This is a genomic window from Paramicrobacterium fandaimingii (genome assembly GCF_011751745.2).
Taxonomy (GTDB): domain Bacteria; phylum Actinomycetota; class Actinomycetes; order Actinomycetales; family Microbacteriaceae; genus Paramicrobacterium; species Paramicrobacterium fandaimingii.
The window spans coordinates 3,512,840-3,528,917 of sequence record NZ_CP061170.1; the positions used below are offsets into that span (position 1 = coordinate 3,512,840).

Consider the following 16,078-nt stretch of genomic DNA (forward strand, 5'->3'; position numbering starts at 1 on the left):
TCGTCACTCCAGCGCCGCCTCGATGTCGGCGACCTTCTGCACGAGCCTGAGGCTCCCTGGAATTCTGCGAAAACCGAGTTGCTCGTAAAACTGCGCAACAGGTTCGACAAGAGCGTCGACAACGACGAGACGAGCAGCGACCACCTTGGTCGCGGTGACAACGCGATCGAGAGCATCGGCGACAAGCACCGCCCCAAGGCCGGAACCACGCAGATGCACGTCGAGCGCCAAGCGCGCCAGGAGAACGGCCGGGATCTCATCGGGTCCTCCCCGCCCTATTCGATGGGGGATCGCTTCACGTTGAACGAGGTGTGCGGCAAGGGCGTAATATGCGACAACTCGACCCTCACCTGTGGACGGACACAACCCATAGCCCGAATGTGCACGGTCGGTCACGCACGGTACCGCGCCGGGCAGTTAAAGCAGAGTTTCCCCCGCAAGCCGCTCCACCGGCAGGCCGATTCGGTAATGCTCCAGCCAGTCGGCGTAGCCGCGCGCACCCTCGGGGTCGGGGGTCGCCGTCACGAGTTCGGTGTCGGTGAAGACAACATCGGAGAGATAGTCGGCGAGTGAAAGACCAGAATCACCGGATGCTGACGCTTGCCGCGCCGCGAATGCAGCGAGGATCGCCATTCCCCACGCGCCACCTTCGCCCGCCGCGTTGCTCACGGAGACCGGGGTCTCGAGGGCATCCGCGAGCACCTGCTGCGCAACGCCCGCGGTGCGGAAGATGCCGCCGTGGCCGAACAGCTCGTCGAGCGCCACCTTCTCGTCACGCAAGAGCACCTGCATTCCCGTCGCGAGCGCGCCGAACGCCGAATAGAGGTGCGTGCGCATGAGATTCGCGAGAGTGAAGTTCGCGTTCTGACTGCGCACGAACAGCGGACGCCCCGATTCGACGCCCGTCTGATGCTCGCCAGAGAGGTAGTTGTAAGCGAGAAGTCCCCCACCGTCAGCGTCACCGGTCAGCGCGTGCGAATACAGCAGCCGATACAGCTCAGTCTGGTCGATGTCGGCGCCGAGGAGGCCAGCGAACTCGGTGAACATCTGCAGCCACGCGTCGAGGTCGCCCGTGCAGTTGTTCGTGTGGATCATCGCCACGGGCTCGCCAGAGGGCGTCGTGACAAGATCGATCTCCTCGCGCACGCCGCCCAGCTTCTTTTCAAGCACGACCATCGCGAACGCGCTCGTTCCCGCGCTGACGTTGCCCGTGCGCGGCCGCACGCTGTTCGTCGCGACCATACCGGTTCCCGCATCGCCCTCCGGCGGCGCCATCACGGCACCCGGCTGCAGTGTGCCCGTCGGGTCGAGGAGGGCCGCCCCCTCGGCGGTGAGCTCACCAGCATCCTGACCCGCGACGAGCACATCAGGCAGGATGCTGGCGAGCGACCACGAAACGTCGGCGACGGCCTCAAGCGCTCCGAACGCCTCGAGCTTCGCGCGGTCATAGTCGTGCGTCGCGTCGTCGATCGGAAAGACTCCGCTTGCATCGCCGACCCCGAGCACGCGTCGACCGCTGAGTTTCCAATGCACGTAACCGGCCAAAGTGGTCAGCTGATCGATGCGCTCCACATGCTCTTCCCCGCCGAGCACGGCGTGCAGCAGGTGTGAAACACTCCAGCGCAGCGGAATGTTCTGGGCGAACGCAGAGGTCAGCTGCGCCGCGGCATCCGTCGTGTAGGTATTGCGCCAGGTGCGAAACGGCACGAGCTGCTCGCCGTCGCTGTCGAAGGCGAGATAGCCGTGCATCATCGCCGAGACGCCGAGGCCTGCAACCGACGTCACTTCGGTGTTCGCGACATCGCGCACGGTGGCGTGCAGGTCGGCGATGCACGCGCGCAGACCCTGCCACACGGCGTCGAGCGAATACGTCCAGTTGTCGTCGACGAGCTCGTTCTCCCACGTGTGCGTGCCAGCTGCCAGCTGCGCCCCCGCCTCGTCGACGAGGCAGGCCTTGATGCGCGTCGATCCGAGTTCGATTCCGAGGCTCGCTCGGCCCTGCAGAATGGCGTCGACGCCGGTTGCCGGCGCCGTGGGTGACGTGTTCATTGTGTGTTCCCTGCCTCAGCGATGCGGGCCGGCCTCAGAGGCCCTGGGCCATGCGGTAGTAGACCTGCCCGAGCCGCAGCTCGTTCGTGAAGCCGCGGGTCGTCGTGTCGTCGTCGATGACGGCGAGCTCCATCTGCGCGATCTCGGCGAAATCCTCGAACACCTCGAGGTGAAGGGCCGTCGTCATGACCGTGTGGTGCGCGCCTCCGGCGGTGAGCCAGCAGGATGCCGATTTGGCAAAGCTCGGCTTCGGCTCCCAGACCGCACAGGCAACCGGAAGCTTCGGCAGCTCGGCGTCTGGTTCGACGACGTCGACGACGTTCGCCACAAGGCGAAACCGCTCTCGCATGTCAGACATCGAGACGACGACGCCGGCACCGGGGTCGGCAGTGAAGCGCAGCCGCACGGGGTCTTCGCGGTCGCCGATGCCGAGGGGATGCACCTCGAGACTCGGCTTCGCCGTGGTGAGCGAGGGGCAGACCTCGAGCATGTGCGCGCCGAGGATCTTCTCTTTGCCCGGTGTGAGCTCATAGGTGTAGTCCTCCATGAGCGATGCGCCGCCCGGAAGCCCGTGACCCATCACCTTGGCGAGCCGCACGAGAATCGCCGTCTTCCAGTCGCCTTCGGCTCCGAAGCCGTAGCCCTCGGCCATCAGCCGCTGAACGGCGAGCCCAGGCAGCTGACGCAGCCCGCCGAGATCTTCGAAGTTTGTCGTGAACGCGCCGAAGCCACCCTGCTCGAGGAATGAGCGCAGCCCGAGCTCTTGACGCGCCCCGTAGCGCAGCGATTCGTGGCGCTCGCCGCCTGCGCGCAGCTCCGGTGCGACGTGGTAGAGGTCTTCGTACTCGGCAACGAGTGCGTCGACAGCATCCTCACCGATTCCGTCGACCACGGCGACGAGATCGTTCACTCCCCACGTGTTTACCGAGACGCCGAGCCGCAGCTCCGCCTCGGTCTTGTCACCCTCGGTCACGGCGACGTTTCGCATGTTGTCGCCGAACCGCGCCAGCTTGAGGGTATGCAGCTCGGCCCAGCCCGTCGCCGCGCGCGCCCAGCGCCCCACGCGGTCGCGCACGACGTCGCTCGACGCGTGGCCGACGACCGTTGTGCGGGCGACGCCGAGGCGCGTTGCCATGTACGCGAACTCGCGGTCACCGTGCGCCGCCTGGTTGAGGTTCATGAAGTCCATGTCGATAGTGCTCCACGGCAACTCGACGTTCGCTTGGGTGTGCAGGTGAAGAAGCGGCTTGCGCAGCGCGTCGAGACCGAGAATCCACATCTTCGCCGGAGAGAACGTGTGCATCCACACGACAACTCCGACGCACGCGTCATCGGAATTTGCCTCGAGCGCCGTGCGGCGAATCGCGTCGCGGTCGGTGAGCACCGGCTTCCACACGACTTTCACGGGGATGCTGTCTGCGTCGTCGAGCAGCGAGGCGACCTGTCGCGACTGCTCCGCCACCTGGTCAAGGGTCTCCGGGCCGTAGAGTCCCTGGCTGCCGGTCAGAAACCAGATCTCACGGGATTCGAAGGGGTTGGTCATTTCTCATGCCTCCTGTGGCGATGATGGGCTGCCGGCAGCGGCAGACGACCCGCCCTGCCCATAGACGTTCTGGTACCGGTCGAAGAGCGAGTCGATGATCGGCTGCGGAATTGCGATCGGATCGCCGAGTTGGCGGGCGATGTGCACTGTGTGCGCCACCTCTTCGCACATGACGGCGGCCTTCACGGCATCTCTCGCGTCTTTTCCGATCGTGAACGGGCCGTGGTTCTGCATGAGCACAGCGCGAGATCGCGAGTTCCGCAGGGTCTCGACGATGCCGCGGCCGATCGAGTCATCGCCGATGACGGCAAAGGGCCCAATGGGAATCGGCCCGCCGAACTCGTCGCCCATCATCGTGAGCACACACGGAATCTCTTCGCCGCGCGCCGCCCACGCCGTCGCGTACGTCGAGTGCGTGTGCACGACGCCGCCGATCTCGCTCATATGCCGGTAGACGTATGCGTGTGCGGCGGTGTCTGACGAGGGCGTGAGATGTGCGGGCGTGCCGTCGTCGATCTTCTCGCCGTCGAGCGTGCAGACCACCATCACCGCGGGCGACAGCTCGTCATAGGACACCCCGGACGGCTTGATCACGAAGAGGTCCTCGCCAGGCACGCGCTCAGACACGTTGCCTGCCGTCCAGACGACGAGCTGGTTACGGGGAAGCTCGGAGTGCAGATCGCTGACGCGCTGGCGTGTTTGGGCGACAGCATCCTGAACGCCGGGAGAGAGCTGATCGAGAACGATGGCCATCTCAAGACTCCTTTGAATTCGATGACGCGGTGTGCGAAGACAAGCCTGACCGAGCATGTGACGGATGCCGCAGGCCAGCGTTCGTCGCCCGCGGCATCCATTGAGGTCAATGTGAACGGTAACATATCGATGTGACGTCGTCGACGTCTCACCGGGTCAACGCGCCTCAGAAGTCGTCGATGACCAGCTTCTTCATCGCCATCATGTGCTCAAACGCCTGCGGCCGCTGCATGAGTTCCCCCATGTTCTGCGGAACGATCTGCCAACTCACGCCGAATTGATCAACAAGCCACCCGCACTGCTCTGCCTCAGGCTCCGCGCTGAGCGCATCCCATAGCCGATCGATCTCGGCCTGATCGACACAGAGCACCTCGAGAGAGACCCCGTTCGTGAACGAGAAGTCCTGCTCCACGCCGGAATCCATGACCGCAAACCACTGGTCGCCGATCCGAAAATCGCCGAACGCCAGCGCCTTCGCCGCCGCTGGCCCGGTCTGCTCGTCATACGGAAATCTGCTGCCCGCTTCGGCATCGTCAAAGAGGTTCACATAGAAGTCAATAGCCTCGTTCGCGCGGTTCTGCACCGGGCCGGCGAACATCAAAGACGGCACGATGTACGGTCGCGAAGCGCCGTCCGGATCTGTCAGAATGAGCTGCCAACTGACTCCGTACCGATCTTCGACCCAGCCGTAGTGTTTGCTGAAGGGATACTCCCCCAGAGACATCAGCTCACGCCCGCCCGAGGACAGGTCGCGCCACATGGCATCCAGGTGGGCACGAGCTGCGGTCTCGTCGTCAAACTGCAGCGGGTCAATATTGACGAAGAACGAAATCGACGGATTCGGGCGAAACTCGTCACCCGCGTTGATAAGCGTGAATGCCGTGCCCCCGATGTCAACGCTCACGGTGAGCGCCTTTCCGGCCATCGCGCGCTGAAAGTCGGCGAGCCCCTCAGACGGATAACTCGACTCCACGTGCGACGACGCACCGGCGAACACCGACGCGTAGAAGTTCCCAGCCGCTTCCGCGTCACCGTTGCACCAGATGTTGGAAATGATCTTCTGCATGGTCCCTCCTGCAGTGTCGAGAAGCGAGCACCACCGCCCGCTTCTCGACAAGTATCACCCGGCATCGCCCTCAAGTGAAGAGCCTCAGGCACTGCGGGGGACAGTTAACCGATATACGGACATGGTGCATCGGAATGCCGATGCACCATGTCCGTAATTCGCACCTTTGCGGGGCCGGACGCCTCAGGCCGACACCTCGACATCATCCGGGTCGGGAGCACCGCGGCCGATCTGCTCATACACGTGGGGCTTCGTGCCTTTGAGCGCAGCTCCCCAGATGACACCGATGATGCCGGGCACGACGATGACCAGCGGCAGAACGAACGTGAGCGCGTTCGTCTCCGGCTGATCCATGAGCACGTTGAAGTTCGCGACGATCAGAACGTAGACGGTGGCGAGGAAGAGGAACGCGATGATCGGGCTGATCAGGCGCGTCCACGCCGTCGTGCTGTTTGGATTGCGGCGGAAGTAACCGATCACAGACAGCGCGATGATCGCCATGAGCAGCACAAGCCCCATCGCTCCGGTGTTCGTCAGCCAGGTGAAGAGCGTGATCACCGGGTACAGCGGGCCATACTCCGAGCCGATGCCGCCGATGGCGAAGGCGATGATGACGACGAGCGCCAGCACCGACTGCGTCACCGAGCCAGCCCACGGGGCGCCGCTGCGTGTGACGCGGCCGAGGCCTCGCGGCAGCAGGCTTTCGCGGCCGAGCGAGAAGATGTAACGCGCAACGGCGTTGTGAAAGCTCATGACCGCGGCGAACACGCTTGTGATGAACAGCACAGACATGATGTCGACGACGATCACTCCCATGTGCTCGGCGGCAAAGCCGAAGAACAGCGGCGGGCCGGCCTCCTCCGGAGTGATGCCCCCGCCCGCGATCTTCTCTGTTCCGATGGCGAGGGAGAGGGCCCACGACGAGAGCGCGTAGAAGACGCCGATGATGCCGACGGCCGTGAACGTCGCGCGGGCGACGGTGCGCCGAGGATCCTTCGCCTCTTCGCCATAGATCGCCGCCTGCTCAAAGCCCATGAACGCGGCGATGCCGAAGGCCAGCACCGCGCCGATGCCTGGCGTGAAGATTTCGGCAGGCGAGATCGGCTGCGCCGTGAACGACTCGGCGGGGTTGGCGAACGCCACGACGTCGAACACGATCACGACGAGAAATTCGAGCGCGACAAGCACACCGAGAACCTTGGCCGAAAGGTCGATGCGATTCACGCCCATCCACCCGACGATCACGATGAACACGATGACGACGACCCACCACGGAATCTCAAAGCCGGTCTTTGCCGCGACGAAGTCCGACACCTGAAAGCCGAGCATGCCGTAGATGCCGATCTGCATGCAGTTGTAGGCGACGAGCGCGACGATCGAGACGCCGACGCCCATCGGTCGGCCGAGGCCCTGAGCGGCATACGCGTAGAAGGCGCCGGCGTTGGTGATGTGCCTGCTCATTGCCGCGTACCCGATCGCGAAGATTCCGAGGGCAATGGCCAGCACGATGTAGCCGATGGGAACGGCGATCGACCCCGTGACGGAGAACGCGGTGGTGGCACCGCCCGCGACAACCGTCAATGGGGCGGATGCGGCGATGATCATGAGGGTGATGGCCGGCACGCCGAGCCGGCGCCTGTTGACGGTATTCGTCACCGCGACGTTGCGAGACATGGGAGTTCCTTTCCTGGGGCGGGCAGGGGACGTTATGCATCATCGTCCCAGCGTCGCCACGCCGCGTGTAGACCCAGGATGCACGGGCATTGACCCAGGGCGCACGGCACCGCGACCACTCTTGCTTTCGCGCGCACCCGTGCGCAAGCTGGAATTGCACACCTGGATAGATTCGCGCCGGTTGCTGATTCAAAGGAGATTCCGATGCCTGACGCCACGCACACCCACGGCACAAGAGTCACGCGGGTCACAACCCCGTCACACCCTCTCGATCCACTCACGGCCGCCGAGCTCGACGCGGGGCGCGCTGTGCTCCAGCGTGCGGGGCTTCTCGGCGACAGCATCCGTTTTCCCAGCGTTCTACCCGTCGAACCCCGCAAGGCCACGGTGCTTGCGTGGAAGCCGGGGCGCGCGTTCGACCGCAGCATTCTGTACACGCTTCTTGACACGGCAACCGGCGCCTCGCGCGAGGTGATCGTGTCGGTGACACAGGATGCCGTCACGAGCGACGTTCCGCTCGAGACGACCGACGCTCCGTACGGTCAGCCGCCGTATCTCTTTGAGGAGTACGAGCGCGTCGACGCGATCGTGAAGCAGAATGCCCAGTGGCGAGAGGCGATGGCCCGCCGCGGAGTGACCGACGCGGATGCCGCATTCTGCGCGCCCCTTGCGCCCGGCTACTTCGGGTTCGAAGACGAGATCGGTCGGCGCATCATCCGCTCACTCACCTTTCTGCGCGCTGATGAGAGCGACAGCCCCTGGTCGCACCCGGTCGAGGGCCTTGTCGTGACGATCGACCTGACAAGCGGCGAGGTCGTTCGCGTGCACGATGAAGGCGACGTTCCCACTCCCGAAATCGACGGAAACTACGGCCCGACGCGCGTCGGTCCCGCTCGCACAAGCCTCAAGCCCATCGACATCACGCAGCCAGAGGGCCCGAGCTTCTCCGTCGACGGATCGTACGTGCGGTGGGAGAACTGGTCGTTTCGCATCGGATTCAACGCTCGCGAGGGCCTTGTGCTGAACCAGGTCGCCTTTCGCGACGGCGACGAAGATCGCTCCGTTCTCTACCGTGCGTCCGTGCCCGAGATGGTCGTTCCCTACGGCGACACCTCACCGAACCGCTTCTGGATCAGCTACTTCGACGCGGGCGAGTACCTGCTGGGCAAAAACGCCAACCCGCTTTCGCTCGGCTGCGACTGTCTCGGCGTCATCCACTACTTCGACGGCGTCGTCGCCGATGACAACGGGCATGCGCAGACGATTCCGCAGGTGATCTGCATGCACGAGGAGGACTACGGGGTGCTCTGGAAGCACACGGACCTCGACGGCAATGCCGACGTTCGCCGCTCTCGGCGGCTTGTCGTGTCGTACTTCTCCACGGTGGGAAACTACGACTACGGCTTTTTCTGGTACTTCTACCTCGACGGCACCATTCAGGTGGAGGCGAAGGCGACGGGCATCGTCTTCAACGGAGCCGGCGTTCCGGGCGAGCACAGTCCGCACGCGCTCGAGATCGCGCCGGGCCTCTTCGCCCCTGTGCACCAGCACCTCTTCTGTGCGCGGCTCGATGTGGCGATCGACGGCGAGCGCAACGCCGTCGACGAGGTGGATGCTGTCGGCATGCCGATCGGCCCTGACAATCCGCGCGGCAACGCCTTCACCTTCACCCGCACACGGCTGCGCACAGAGAACGAAGGTGCGCGCATGGCGAACCCCGCTGCAGCGCGAAGCTGGCACGTGCGCAGCACCGAGCGAACAAACCGCATGGGGCAGCCAACCGCGTACCACCTGCTTCCCCAGGGCCAGCCGACTCTGCTCGCGCAGCCCGAAGCCACGGTGAGCTCGCGAGCTGCCTTTGCGACAAAGCACCTGTGGACGTCGGTGTACAAAGACGATCAGCTGTGGCCCGCAGGGCAGTATCCGAACCAGCACGCGGGCGAGGCCGGGCTTCCCACGTACACGGCAGGCGACCGCCCGATCGACGGCACCGACATCGTGCTCTGGCACACGTTCGGCCCGACGCACCTGCCGCGGCCCGAAGACTTTCCCGTCATGCCCGTCGACTACTCGGGCTTTCTGTTCAAGCCGTTCGGGTTCTTCGACGAGAACCCGGCCCTCGACCTGCCCGATGGCGCCGCAGCATCCTGCTCGTGCTCAGATCACGGCACGGGTGCGTGTACCTGCGCGCACTGACGCCGCTCACACGGTGAAATGTCGACGCTACGCCTTGCCCGGGCGCGTCTCACGACGGTAGTCCCGAATGAACGGAGCCATGATGATCGAGGCGACGCCGAGGCAGCCCGCGACGATGAACGACACGTTCACCCCGTGAATCAGCCCCTCAACTCCGAACTCCTTCGGGTCGAGCGCCGTGCTGGTCATAATCGTGATCAGCACGGCCGTTCCGATGGATCCGGAGATCTGCCGCATTGTGTTGTTCATCGCTGTGCCGTGCGGAATCAGCTGCGGCGTGAGCTCGTTGAGCGCCGCCGTCGTCACCGGCATCATGACCATCGCCGTTCCCAGCATCCGGACCGCGTTCACAATGGCGATGAAGGCGAACGAGGTATCCGTGGTCAAGAAGCCGAACATCACTGTGGTAACCGTGACGATCGTCAGGCCGATCACCGCCAGCCAACGCGCGCCGAACAAGTCGAAGATGCGGCCTGTGAACGGCGATGCAATGCCCATGACGAGAGCGCCGGGAAGCAGAGCGAGCCCAGAATCGAGGGCAGAGAAGCCGAGCATGTTCTGCATGTAGAGGGGCAGAATCGTCGCGCCGCCGATCATTACCATGAACACGGCCATTCCGATCGCCGTGTTGAGGGTGAACATCGGGTATTTGAACACCCGGAATTCGAGAATGGGCTGCTCGAGTTTGAGCTGGCGCAGAATGAACACCACGAGCGAAATCACGCCGACCGCGAGGGTGATGATGACGCGCGGGCTCGCCCAACCTGCCGCCCCTGCCGCGCTAAAGCCAAACAGCAGTCCGCCGAAGCCGACGGTCGAGAGGATGATCGAGAGCACATCGAGCTTCGGGAACGTGCGCTCAGTGACGTTTCTGAGAATGAAGAAGGCGACGATGATGTCGATGATCGCGATCGGCAGCATCATGTCGAAGAGGGTGCGCCAGGGGAAGCGGTCGATGATCCAGCCGGAGAGGCTCGGGCCGAGCGCCGGGGCGAACGAGATGACGAGCCCGAAGGTACCCATCGCTGTGCCACGCTTTTCGCGGGGGAAGATTGCGAAGAGGATCGTCTGCATGAGCGGCATGATGATGCCGGCTCCCGCAGCCTGAACGACGCGTCCAACGAGCAGCACCGGGAAGTTCACGGCAAGGGCGCACACGAGGGTGCCGATGGTGAACAGCCCCATCGCCGTCAAGAACAGCCCCCGCGTCGTGAAACGCTGGATCAGGAACGCGGTGATGGGGATCATGATGCCGTTGACGAGCATGAAGATCGTTGTCAGCCACTGCACAGTGTTTGCCGTGACGTCGAGGTCTTTCATGAAGACCGGGAGGGCCGTCGCGAGCAGTGTCTGGTTCAGAATCGCGACGAACGCGCCCGAGAGCAGGACGGCAAGAACGACGTTCCGATTGACAGGTTTCGACGTACTCTCTTCGGCCATGCAGCTCCTCTAGGGTGTTCGTTCTGGCGTCGACATGATCGTCCCTGGTCTCAACGCGCGAAGGGAATGCGGGCACATGCGGCCCCGAGCCACAGGCAGAGTGGCGGCGTCGTTCATGACGGCGAGCTTGCCATTGTACGCCCATTGCTGAGCTATGAAAATCGAGCGGGTAACGTCGTTCCCATGCATCCTGAATCGTCGTTCGCGCGTGCCGAGCTCAGCGAATCGAGCGCTCATGAGTGATGCGAAGAACGGGCGCACCGATTACGGCACGGGCAAAGAGGCGCTGATCCGTGCGGCGATTCGCGCCGTTGCGGCCGGAGGGCTTCGCCGACTGACCTACCGCAGCGTTGCGGCCGAGGCCGGGGTTGCGCACGGTCTCGTCGTGCACCACTTCGGCAGCATCGAGAATCTGCTGCACGAGGCTCTGCGCTTCGCCGCGACCGAGAGCCTTGCGCTGTCGTCGTTCTACCCTCCTGTCGACACGGTCGCCGAGTTCGCCGAAGGCCTCGCCGAGTTGGTGGAGAAGGATGCCGCGGTGCAGGCGTTTCAATACGAACTCGTTCTGGAGTCGCGACGCAACCCCGAGCTTGTCCCCGAGATCGAGGCCTATCACGCGCAGTACCGTGCGGCGATCCACACCCAACTGCACCATTTCGGCCTCAACGACGAAGCCCTCACAGACCTCGTGTGGGCGTCACTCGACGGCATTGTCTTTCAGCAGACCGCTTTGGGGCACACGGACACAAGCCGTGCGTCGCTTGAGCGCCTGCGTGCCATGCTCCGCAGCGCGATCGACAAGCGTCAGAGCACCTGACGAGCCTCGCACCATGGATCTCACGCGCGCTGTACCGATTCTCACCGTCGCCGATCTCGCGGTAATCGTTCAGTGCGGTCGCCCCGAGACGCTGCCAGGTACCTGAGGCGATCTGCTCGCGCACGGCCGGCGGCGAGGGGTCACGGTCGGCCGGGTCGAGCCTCAAGACCCGAGCAGCTCGGGGACGAAGATGTCCTGGCTGGTCAGCAGAGTGCTCGACAGACCCTGCTCATGGTGATAGCGCAGGAAGGTGTCCACCGCGTGGCGGTTCTTCTCGACTCCGTAGGGCCACCAGTCCTCCGGCATCAGCCGCCGGTTCTGCGCAAACAGTTCGCTGAACCACGGGGTGATCACGCCCATGTGCTGCTTGGACGCCTGGTCCAGGTAGTACCGCTGGGTCTGGTCTTTCGCGGTCAGGAACGCATCATGCACTGCCCGCGCGACACCGGGGTTCTCGGCGTGGAAGTCCTTGCGGATTGCAACGACGTGCATCATTGGGAAGATGCCGGTCCGGGCATAATACTCTCGTTCGACCGACTCATAGTCCGGGAAGAGCCGGCGAATCTTCCCCGTGCCATTCAGAACGGCCTGCGGGACATCCACCGACAGGAGCGCGTCGATCTCGCCCGTTTCCAGCATGGCCGCGAGGGTCTCGCCGTCACCGGCGTGGCGAACGCTTACGCCCTCAGGAACCGGCTGGGGCAGCCAGTCGAACGACGGGATCGGATGGTCGGTTCCGCCGATCACCCAGTTCATCTGATCGGGTGTCACGCCGTAGTCATCGGCGAAGATGCCTTTCATCCAGACGCCCGGATCGCTGCCCCAGAGAGCGAACTCGCCGACCGTCTTGCCGGCCAGGTCTTCGGGTCGCTCGATCCCGCTGTCGGCGTTGACGAAGACCGAGGAATGGCGGAAATTGCGTGCCGGGAAGATCGGTAGCGCAAGGAAAGGCGCCTCGTCGGTGTCCCACATCCGTAGGAAATACGACAATCCCAATTCGGCGACGTCGTACTGCCCGTGGATCATTGCCTGGAAGACGTCCGAGACCAGGGGCTTCGGGCTCGCAACGACGTCTACTCCCTCGATTGGCACCTTTCCATCGAATACCGCCGAAGCATGCTCGTAGTAGTCAGCGCCGCCGAGCCGCATAGTCACAGTAGCCACAATCAGTCTCCATCCGTCCACTCTCCACATCCGTGAATGACCATTCATTTAAAGGTAAAAGGCAACCGTGTGTAACGTCAAGGTGAATGGTCATTCATTTACGACTTCCTGAAAGAGGGATGCCATGCCCCGGATCACCAGTGAGCAGCGGACTTCAAACCGCGACCAGATCGTCGCGGCCGCCCGCCGCTGCTTCGCCCGCCAGGGCTTTCACAACACATCGATGCCAGATATTGCTGCCGAAGCGGGCCTGTCCACCGGAGCCCCGTACCGCTACTTCACCGGCAAGCAGGAGCTGATCGTCGAGGTCGCGACCCGCGCATTCGCAGCCGTCTTCGCCCCGGTTCTGCGGATCATTGAGGAGACCGAGACCATCACGATTGGCGATGTGGTGACCGCAGCCGTCCAATCACACCTGCCAACGGCGTCCGCCGACTCGACGCACGATCGCGAAGCCGACGAAGAATTGCTGCGCTGCGGCGTCGCCGCATGGGCAGAACTGCTCCACAACGCCGACCTGCACGAACACGCGGTGAACGGCTTCACCCGAGTCACAGACGACATCGCCCGGGCCCTGCACCGCACACACGACACCGGGCAGTTCACGCAGGTCGCCAACGACGAGGCGAACGCCCGCGTCATCGTCGCCCTGCTCCACGGGTTCATGATCCAAAGAGTCGCATTCGGCCTGACCAACCTCGAAGCATGTGACCCCAATACCCTCGCGGCGATTACCCGAAGCGGGACCACCAGCGACAAGACGTTATAGCGTGCCCGGAGTCATGGCAAAATCTGCCGTGCGGCCTGCGCTCCCCGCTACCGGGCAAGGATCGCATCGAGCGATTCATAGCCGTCTGTCAGCCCCGACTCCATACCGCTCTCGATCATGGCGTCGCGCACCTCGACGCTGGGGTATGTCGCTCGCGAGCTGAGCTTCGTACGACCACCACCAAGATCGGTGAGCGTCAGCTTCTCGATGCTGACAGCATCCGGAGCGCCCTCGAACTCGAACGTCTGAATGACCGTCTCGTTCTCGCGCACGGTGTGGAACGTGCCGTTGAAGCGGTACTCGTTGCCCTCGGTGTCAGTGTGCACAAACGCGTAGCTGCCGTGCGACGTGAAGTTCCACTCCGGAATCGTCATCGTGTAGCCGTGAGGACCCATCCACTGAGCAACCAGCTCGCGGTCGGCGTGCGCCCGGAACACCGCGGCGGGCGGGGCCTCGAATTCACGCTCGATGTCGATGAAGGGCTGACCTTCAGGTGCCGTGATCGTTACGGGGTTCGTCATTTCTCTGCATCCTTGCCTTTTCGTGATGGGTGAGAAGCTCATCCAGCCGCCGAAACTGCTGTTCGTGAATCAGTCGGTAACGATCGATCCACGCCGTGAGCTTCTCGAGTTGTGCGGAATCCAGAGCGACGGGGCGCCGTTGCGCATCACGCGATCGCGTGACAAGTCCGGCGTTCTCGAGCATCTGGATGTGACGAGACACGGCCTGCTTCGACATCTCGAATGGTTCTGCCAGTTCATTCACCGTGGCCGGACCCGTGCTCAATCGGGCGACGATCTGTCGCCGAGTCGGGTGCGCCAGAGCGAGAAACGCGGCATCGAGAGCCTCATCATCCGCATCCGTCATAATCAACCAATTTCTTTATCAACCTTTTGATTGATTAAACGATACGACACTCGTGCGCTCAGGGCAAGGGCTCGTTCGACATCGAAACATGACGCCGTATGACACCGTGCACTTGTCTTCGAAAGTCACAGCGTGTGTGCTTGTCTCTCTGAATCGTCGCGACGCAGCACTACGTAAGGATCACCGTGGCTCCCAAGCGCATCCGTTTTAACGCCTTCGACATGACGTGCATCATGCACCAGTCGCCAGGGCTCTGGGCGCACCCAGACGACCAATCGACCCGCTACAACGATCTCGACTACTGGGTCGACCTCGCCAAGCTGCTGGAACGCGGCAAGTTCGACGGGCTGTTCATCGCCGACGTGCTCGGCGTCTATGACACGTACCAGGGTTCACACGACGCATCGGTGCGTCGTGCCATGCAGGTTCCCGTGCACGATCCGCTGATGCAGGTATCGGCGATGGCCGCGGCCACCGAGAAGCTGGGCTTTGGCATCACCGTCTCATCAACCTACGAACAGCCGTATGCTCTGGCGCGGCGCTTCAGCGCGCTCGACCACCTGGCGAAGGGTCGCATCGCTTGGAACATCGTCACGTCTTACCTTGATGGTGCCGCACGCAACCTCGGACTCGACCGTCAGATGACCCACGACGAGCGTTACGACCTCGCCGCCGAAGTGGTCGATGTCTGCTACAAGCTCTGGGAAGGGTCATGGGAAGAGGATGCCGTTGTCGCCGACCGCCGCAATCAGGTCTACGCCGACCCAGCGAAAGTGCATGAGATCGGTCACAAGGGAAGCTATTTCTCGGTTCCCGGCATCCACCTGTCTGAACCGTCACCACAGCGCACTCCGGTGATCTGGCAGGCCGGTACATCGTCAAAGGGGCGTGCCTTCGCCGCGAAGAACGCCGAGGCCGTGTTCACGGTCGCCCCGACGACGGACACGCTGCGCGGCTATGTCGAGGCCATTCGCGCCACCGCGGCCGAGGCAGGGCGCGATCGGCAGAGCGTCAAGATCTTCACCGAGATCACCACGATCGTCGCGCCGACCGATGAGGAAGCGCAGGCGAAGTATGCCGAACTGCTGACCTACGCCGACTACGAGGGCGGCCTCGCGTTCTATGCGGGGATCACGGGAATCGACCTGTCGAAGCTCGATCCTGACGAACCGCTCGAGTACGTCGACACCGACTCCGCCCGCTTCGCCCTCGAGATCTTCTCGAAGGCCGATCCCAACCGCACCTGGACCCCTCGCGAAGTTGTGAACTTCGTGTCGATCGGCGCAATGGGACCCGTGTTCGTCGGCTCACCGACAACAGTCGCCGACGAGCTCGAACGCTGGATGGACGACGCCGACATCGACGGCTTCAACCTCGCCTACGCGACAACTCCCGGAACCTTCGAGGAGTTCATCGATCTCGTCGTCCCTGAACTGCAGCGCCGTGGTCGGTACTGGCACGACTACGACGAGGGCACCACGCTGCGCGAGAAGCTCTACGGTGTCGGCCAGAAGCGCGTGCGTGACGACCACCCCGCGGCGCAGTACCGCAGAGAACTTGAGCAGAAAGCTCGCGATCGCGCTGAGACCAGCGTCGCTGCGGAGTCCGCACTCATTTAACCGCCGCTCGCCTGAGCATCGATGCCTGCGCGTCGGTGTGCACAAAGTTGTCTCCGACATACAGCAACGTCCATCTGGGCAGTTGACCCCATGGGCAAATTCGTCGGGGCTTGGCATCGTT

14 protein-coding genes are annotated in these 16,078 nt (G+C 63.5%); 4 read left to right on the forward strand and 10 right to left on the reverse strand.

What is annotated here, in order from left to right:
* Positions 1-3 precede the first annotated feature (3 nt).
* The 6 genes from HCR84_RS16975 to HCR84_RS17000 all read right to left on the reverse strand — a co-directional run bounded on the left by HCR84_RS16975 (position 4) and on the right by HCR84_RS17000 (position 7,085).
* On the reverse strand, positions 4-231 hold the full coding sequence (locus HCR84_RS16975) for a GNAT family N-acetyltransferase (RefSeq protein WP_166983198.1): 228 nt from the start codon (positions 229-231) through the stop codon (positions 4-6).
* 186 nt (positions 232-417) lie between these two features.
* Complete coding sequence (locus HCR84_RS16980; RefSeq protein WP_166983197.1) at positions 418-2,049, reverse strand: xylulokinase; 1,632 nt, start codon at positions 2,047-2,049, stop codon at positions 418-420.
* 34 nt (positions 2,050-2,083) lie between these two features.
* Positions 2,084-3,592 carry an L-arabinose isomerase gene (gene araA / locus HCR84_RS16985; protein WP_166983196.1) on the reverse strand — a complete coding sequence of 503 codons (1,509 nt, stop codon included), beginning with the start codon at positions 3,590-3,592 and terminating at the stop codon, positions 2,084-2,086.
* Positions 3,593-3,595: 3 nt separating this feature from the next.
* Complete coding sequence (locus tag HCR84_RS16990) at positions 3,596-4,345, reverse strand: L-ribulose-5-phosphate 4-epimerase (RefSeq protein WP_166983195.1); 750 nt, start codon at positions 4,343-4,345, stop codon at positions 3,596-3,598.
* Between the two features lie 166 nt (positions 4,346-4,511).
* On the reverse strand, positions 4,512-5,411 hold the full coding sequence (locus tag HCR84_RS16995; protein ID WP_166983194.1) for a VOC family protein: 900 nt from the start codon (positions 5,409-5,411) through the stop codon (positions 4,512-4,514).
* Positions 5,412-5,594: 183 nt separating this feature from the next.
* On the reverse strand, positions 5,595-7,085 hold the full coding sequence (locus tag HCR84_RS17000) for an APC family permease (protein WP_235940758.1): 1,491 nt from the start codon (positions 7,083-7,085) through the stop codon (positions 5,595-5,597).
* 204 nt (positions 7,086-7,289) lie between these two features.
* Here HCR84_RS17000 and HCR84_RS17005 point away from each other — a divergent pair, with 204 nt between their 5' ends.
* On the forward strand, positions 7,290-9,281 hold the full coding sequence (locus HCR84_RS17005) for a primary-amine oxidase (RefSeq protein ID WP_166983193.1): 1,992 nt from the start codon (positions 7,290-7,292) through the stop codon (positions 9,279-9,281).
* Between the two features lie 27 nt (positions 9,282-9,308).
* Here the strand turns inward: HCR84_RS17005 and HCR84_RS17010 are convergent, their stop codons facing one another.
* Positions 9,309-10,721: an MDR family MFS transporter gene (locus HCR84_RS17010; protein WP_166983192.1), complete on the reverse strand. Its 1,413-nt coding sequence runs from the start codon at positions 10,719-10,721 to the stop codon at positions 9,309-9,311.
* A gap of 235 nt (positions 10,722-10,956) precedes the next feature.
* Here HCR84_RS17010 and HCR84_RS17015 point away from each other — a divergent pair, with 235 nt between their 5' ends.
* Positions 10,957-11,538: a TetR/AcrR family transcriptional regulator gene (locus tag HCR84_RS17015; RefSeq protein ID WP_166983191.1), complete on the forward strand. Its 582-nt coding sequence runs from the start codon at positions 10,957-10,959 to the stop codon at positions 11,536-11,538.
* 162 nt (positions 11,539-11,700) lie between these two features.
* Here the strand turns inward: HCR84_RS17015 and HCR84_RS17020 are convergent, their stop codons facing one another.
* The gene (locus HCR84_RS17020; RefSeq protein ID WP_218043595.1) at positions 11,701-12,702 is read right to left on the reverse strand and encodes an ABC transporter substrate-binding protein; all 1,002 of its coding nucleotides are present in this window, start codon (positions 12,700-12,702) and stop codon (positions 11,701-11,703) included.
* Positions 12,703-12,826: 124 nt separating this feature from the next.
* Here HCR84_RS17020 and HCR84_RS17025 point away from each other — a divergent pair, with 124 nt between their 5' ends.
* Positions 12,827-13,471 carry a TetR/AcrR family transcriptional regulator gene (locus HCR84_RS17025; protein WP_166983190.1) on the forward strand — a complete coding sequence of 215 codons (645 nt, stop codon included), beginning with the start codon at positions 12,827-12,829 and terminating at the stop codon, positions 13,469-13,471.
* Positions 13,472-13,518: 47 nt separating this feature from the next.
* On the opposite strand, the gene HCR84_RS17030 is transcribed toward HCR84_RS17025, so the two are convergent.
* On the reverse strand, positions 13,519-13,992 hold the full coding sequence (locus HCR84_RS17030; protein ID WP_166983189.1) for an SRPBCC family protein: 474 nt from the start codon (positions 13,990-13,992) through the stop codon (positions 13,519-13,521).
* A complete protein-coding gene (locus HCR84_RS17035; protein WP_166983188.1) occupies positions 13,961-14,338 on the reverse strand; it encodes an ArsR/SmtB family transcription factor in 378 nt (125 codons plus the stop codon). Before HCR84_RS17035 ends, HCR84_RS17030 begins: the two co-directional genes overlap by 32 nt.
* Positions 14,339-14,523: 185 nt before the next feature.
* Between HCR84_RS17035 and HCR84_RS17040 the strand changes: the two genes are divergently transcribed.
* Positions 14,524-15,957, forward strand: coding sequence for an LLM class flavin-dependent oxidoreductase (locus HCR84_RS17040; RefSeq protein WP_276511788.1), 1,434 nt, complete (start codon positions 14,524-14,526; stop codon positions 15,955-15,957).
* The last annotated feature ends 121 nt before the right edge of the window (positions 15,958-16,078 follow it).

What these genes read in the sequence shown, in the direction of transcription:
- HCR84_RS16980 (WP_166983197.1), bottom strand. Translation starts at nt 2,049, where the DNA reads ATGAACACGTCACCCACGGCGCCGGCAACCGGCGTCGACGCCATTCTG.
- araA (WP_166983196.1), bottom strand. Translation starts at nt 3,592, where the DNA reads ATGACCAACCCCTTCGAATCCCGTGAGATCTGGTTTCTGACCGGCAGC.
- HCR84_RS16990 (WP_166983195.1), bottom strand. Translation starts at nt 4,345, where the DNA reads ATGGCCATCGTTCTCGATCAGCTCTCTCCCGGCGTTCAGGATGCTGTC.
- HCR84_RS16995 (WP_166983194.1), bottom strand. Translation starts at nt 5,411, where the DNA reads ATGCAGAAGATCATTTCCAACATCTGGTGCAACGGTGACGCGGAAGCG.
- HCR84_RS17000 (WP_235940758.1), bottom strand. Translation starts at nt 7,085, where the DNA reads ATGTCTCGCAACGTCGCGGTGACGAATACCGTCAACAGGCGCCGGCTC.
- HCR84_RS17005 (WP_166983193.1), top strand. Translation starts at nt 7,290, where the DNA reads ATGCCTGACGCCACGCACACCCACGGCACAAGAGTCACGCGGGTCACA.
- HCR84_RS17010 (WP_166983192.1), bottom strand. Translation starts at nt 10,721, where the DNA reads ATGGCCGAAGAGAGTACGTCGAAACCTGTCAATCGGAACGTCGTTCTT.
- HCR84_RS17015 (WP_166983191.1), top strand. Translation starts at nt 10,957, where the DNA reads ATGAGTGATGCGAAGAACGGGCGCACCGATTACGGCACGGGCAAAGAG.
- HCR84_RS17025 (WP_166983190.1), top strand. Translation starts at nt 12,827, where the DNA reads ATGCCCCGGATCACCAGTGAGCAGCGGACTTCAAACCGCGACCAGATC.
- HCR84_RS17030 (WP_166983189.1), bottom strand. Translation starts at nt 13,992, where the DNA reads ATGACGAACCCCGTAACGATCACGGCACCTGAAGGTCAGCCCTTCATC.
- HCR84_RS17035 (WP_166983188.1), bottom strand. Translation starts at nt 14,338, where the DNA reads ATGACGGATGCGGATGATGAGGCTCTCGATGCCGCGTTTCTCGCTCTG.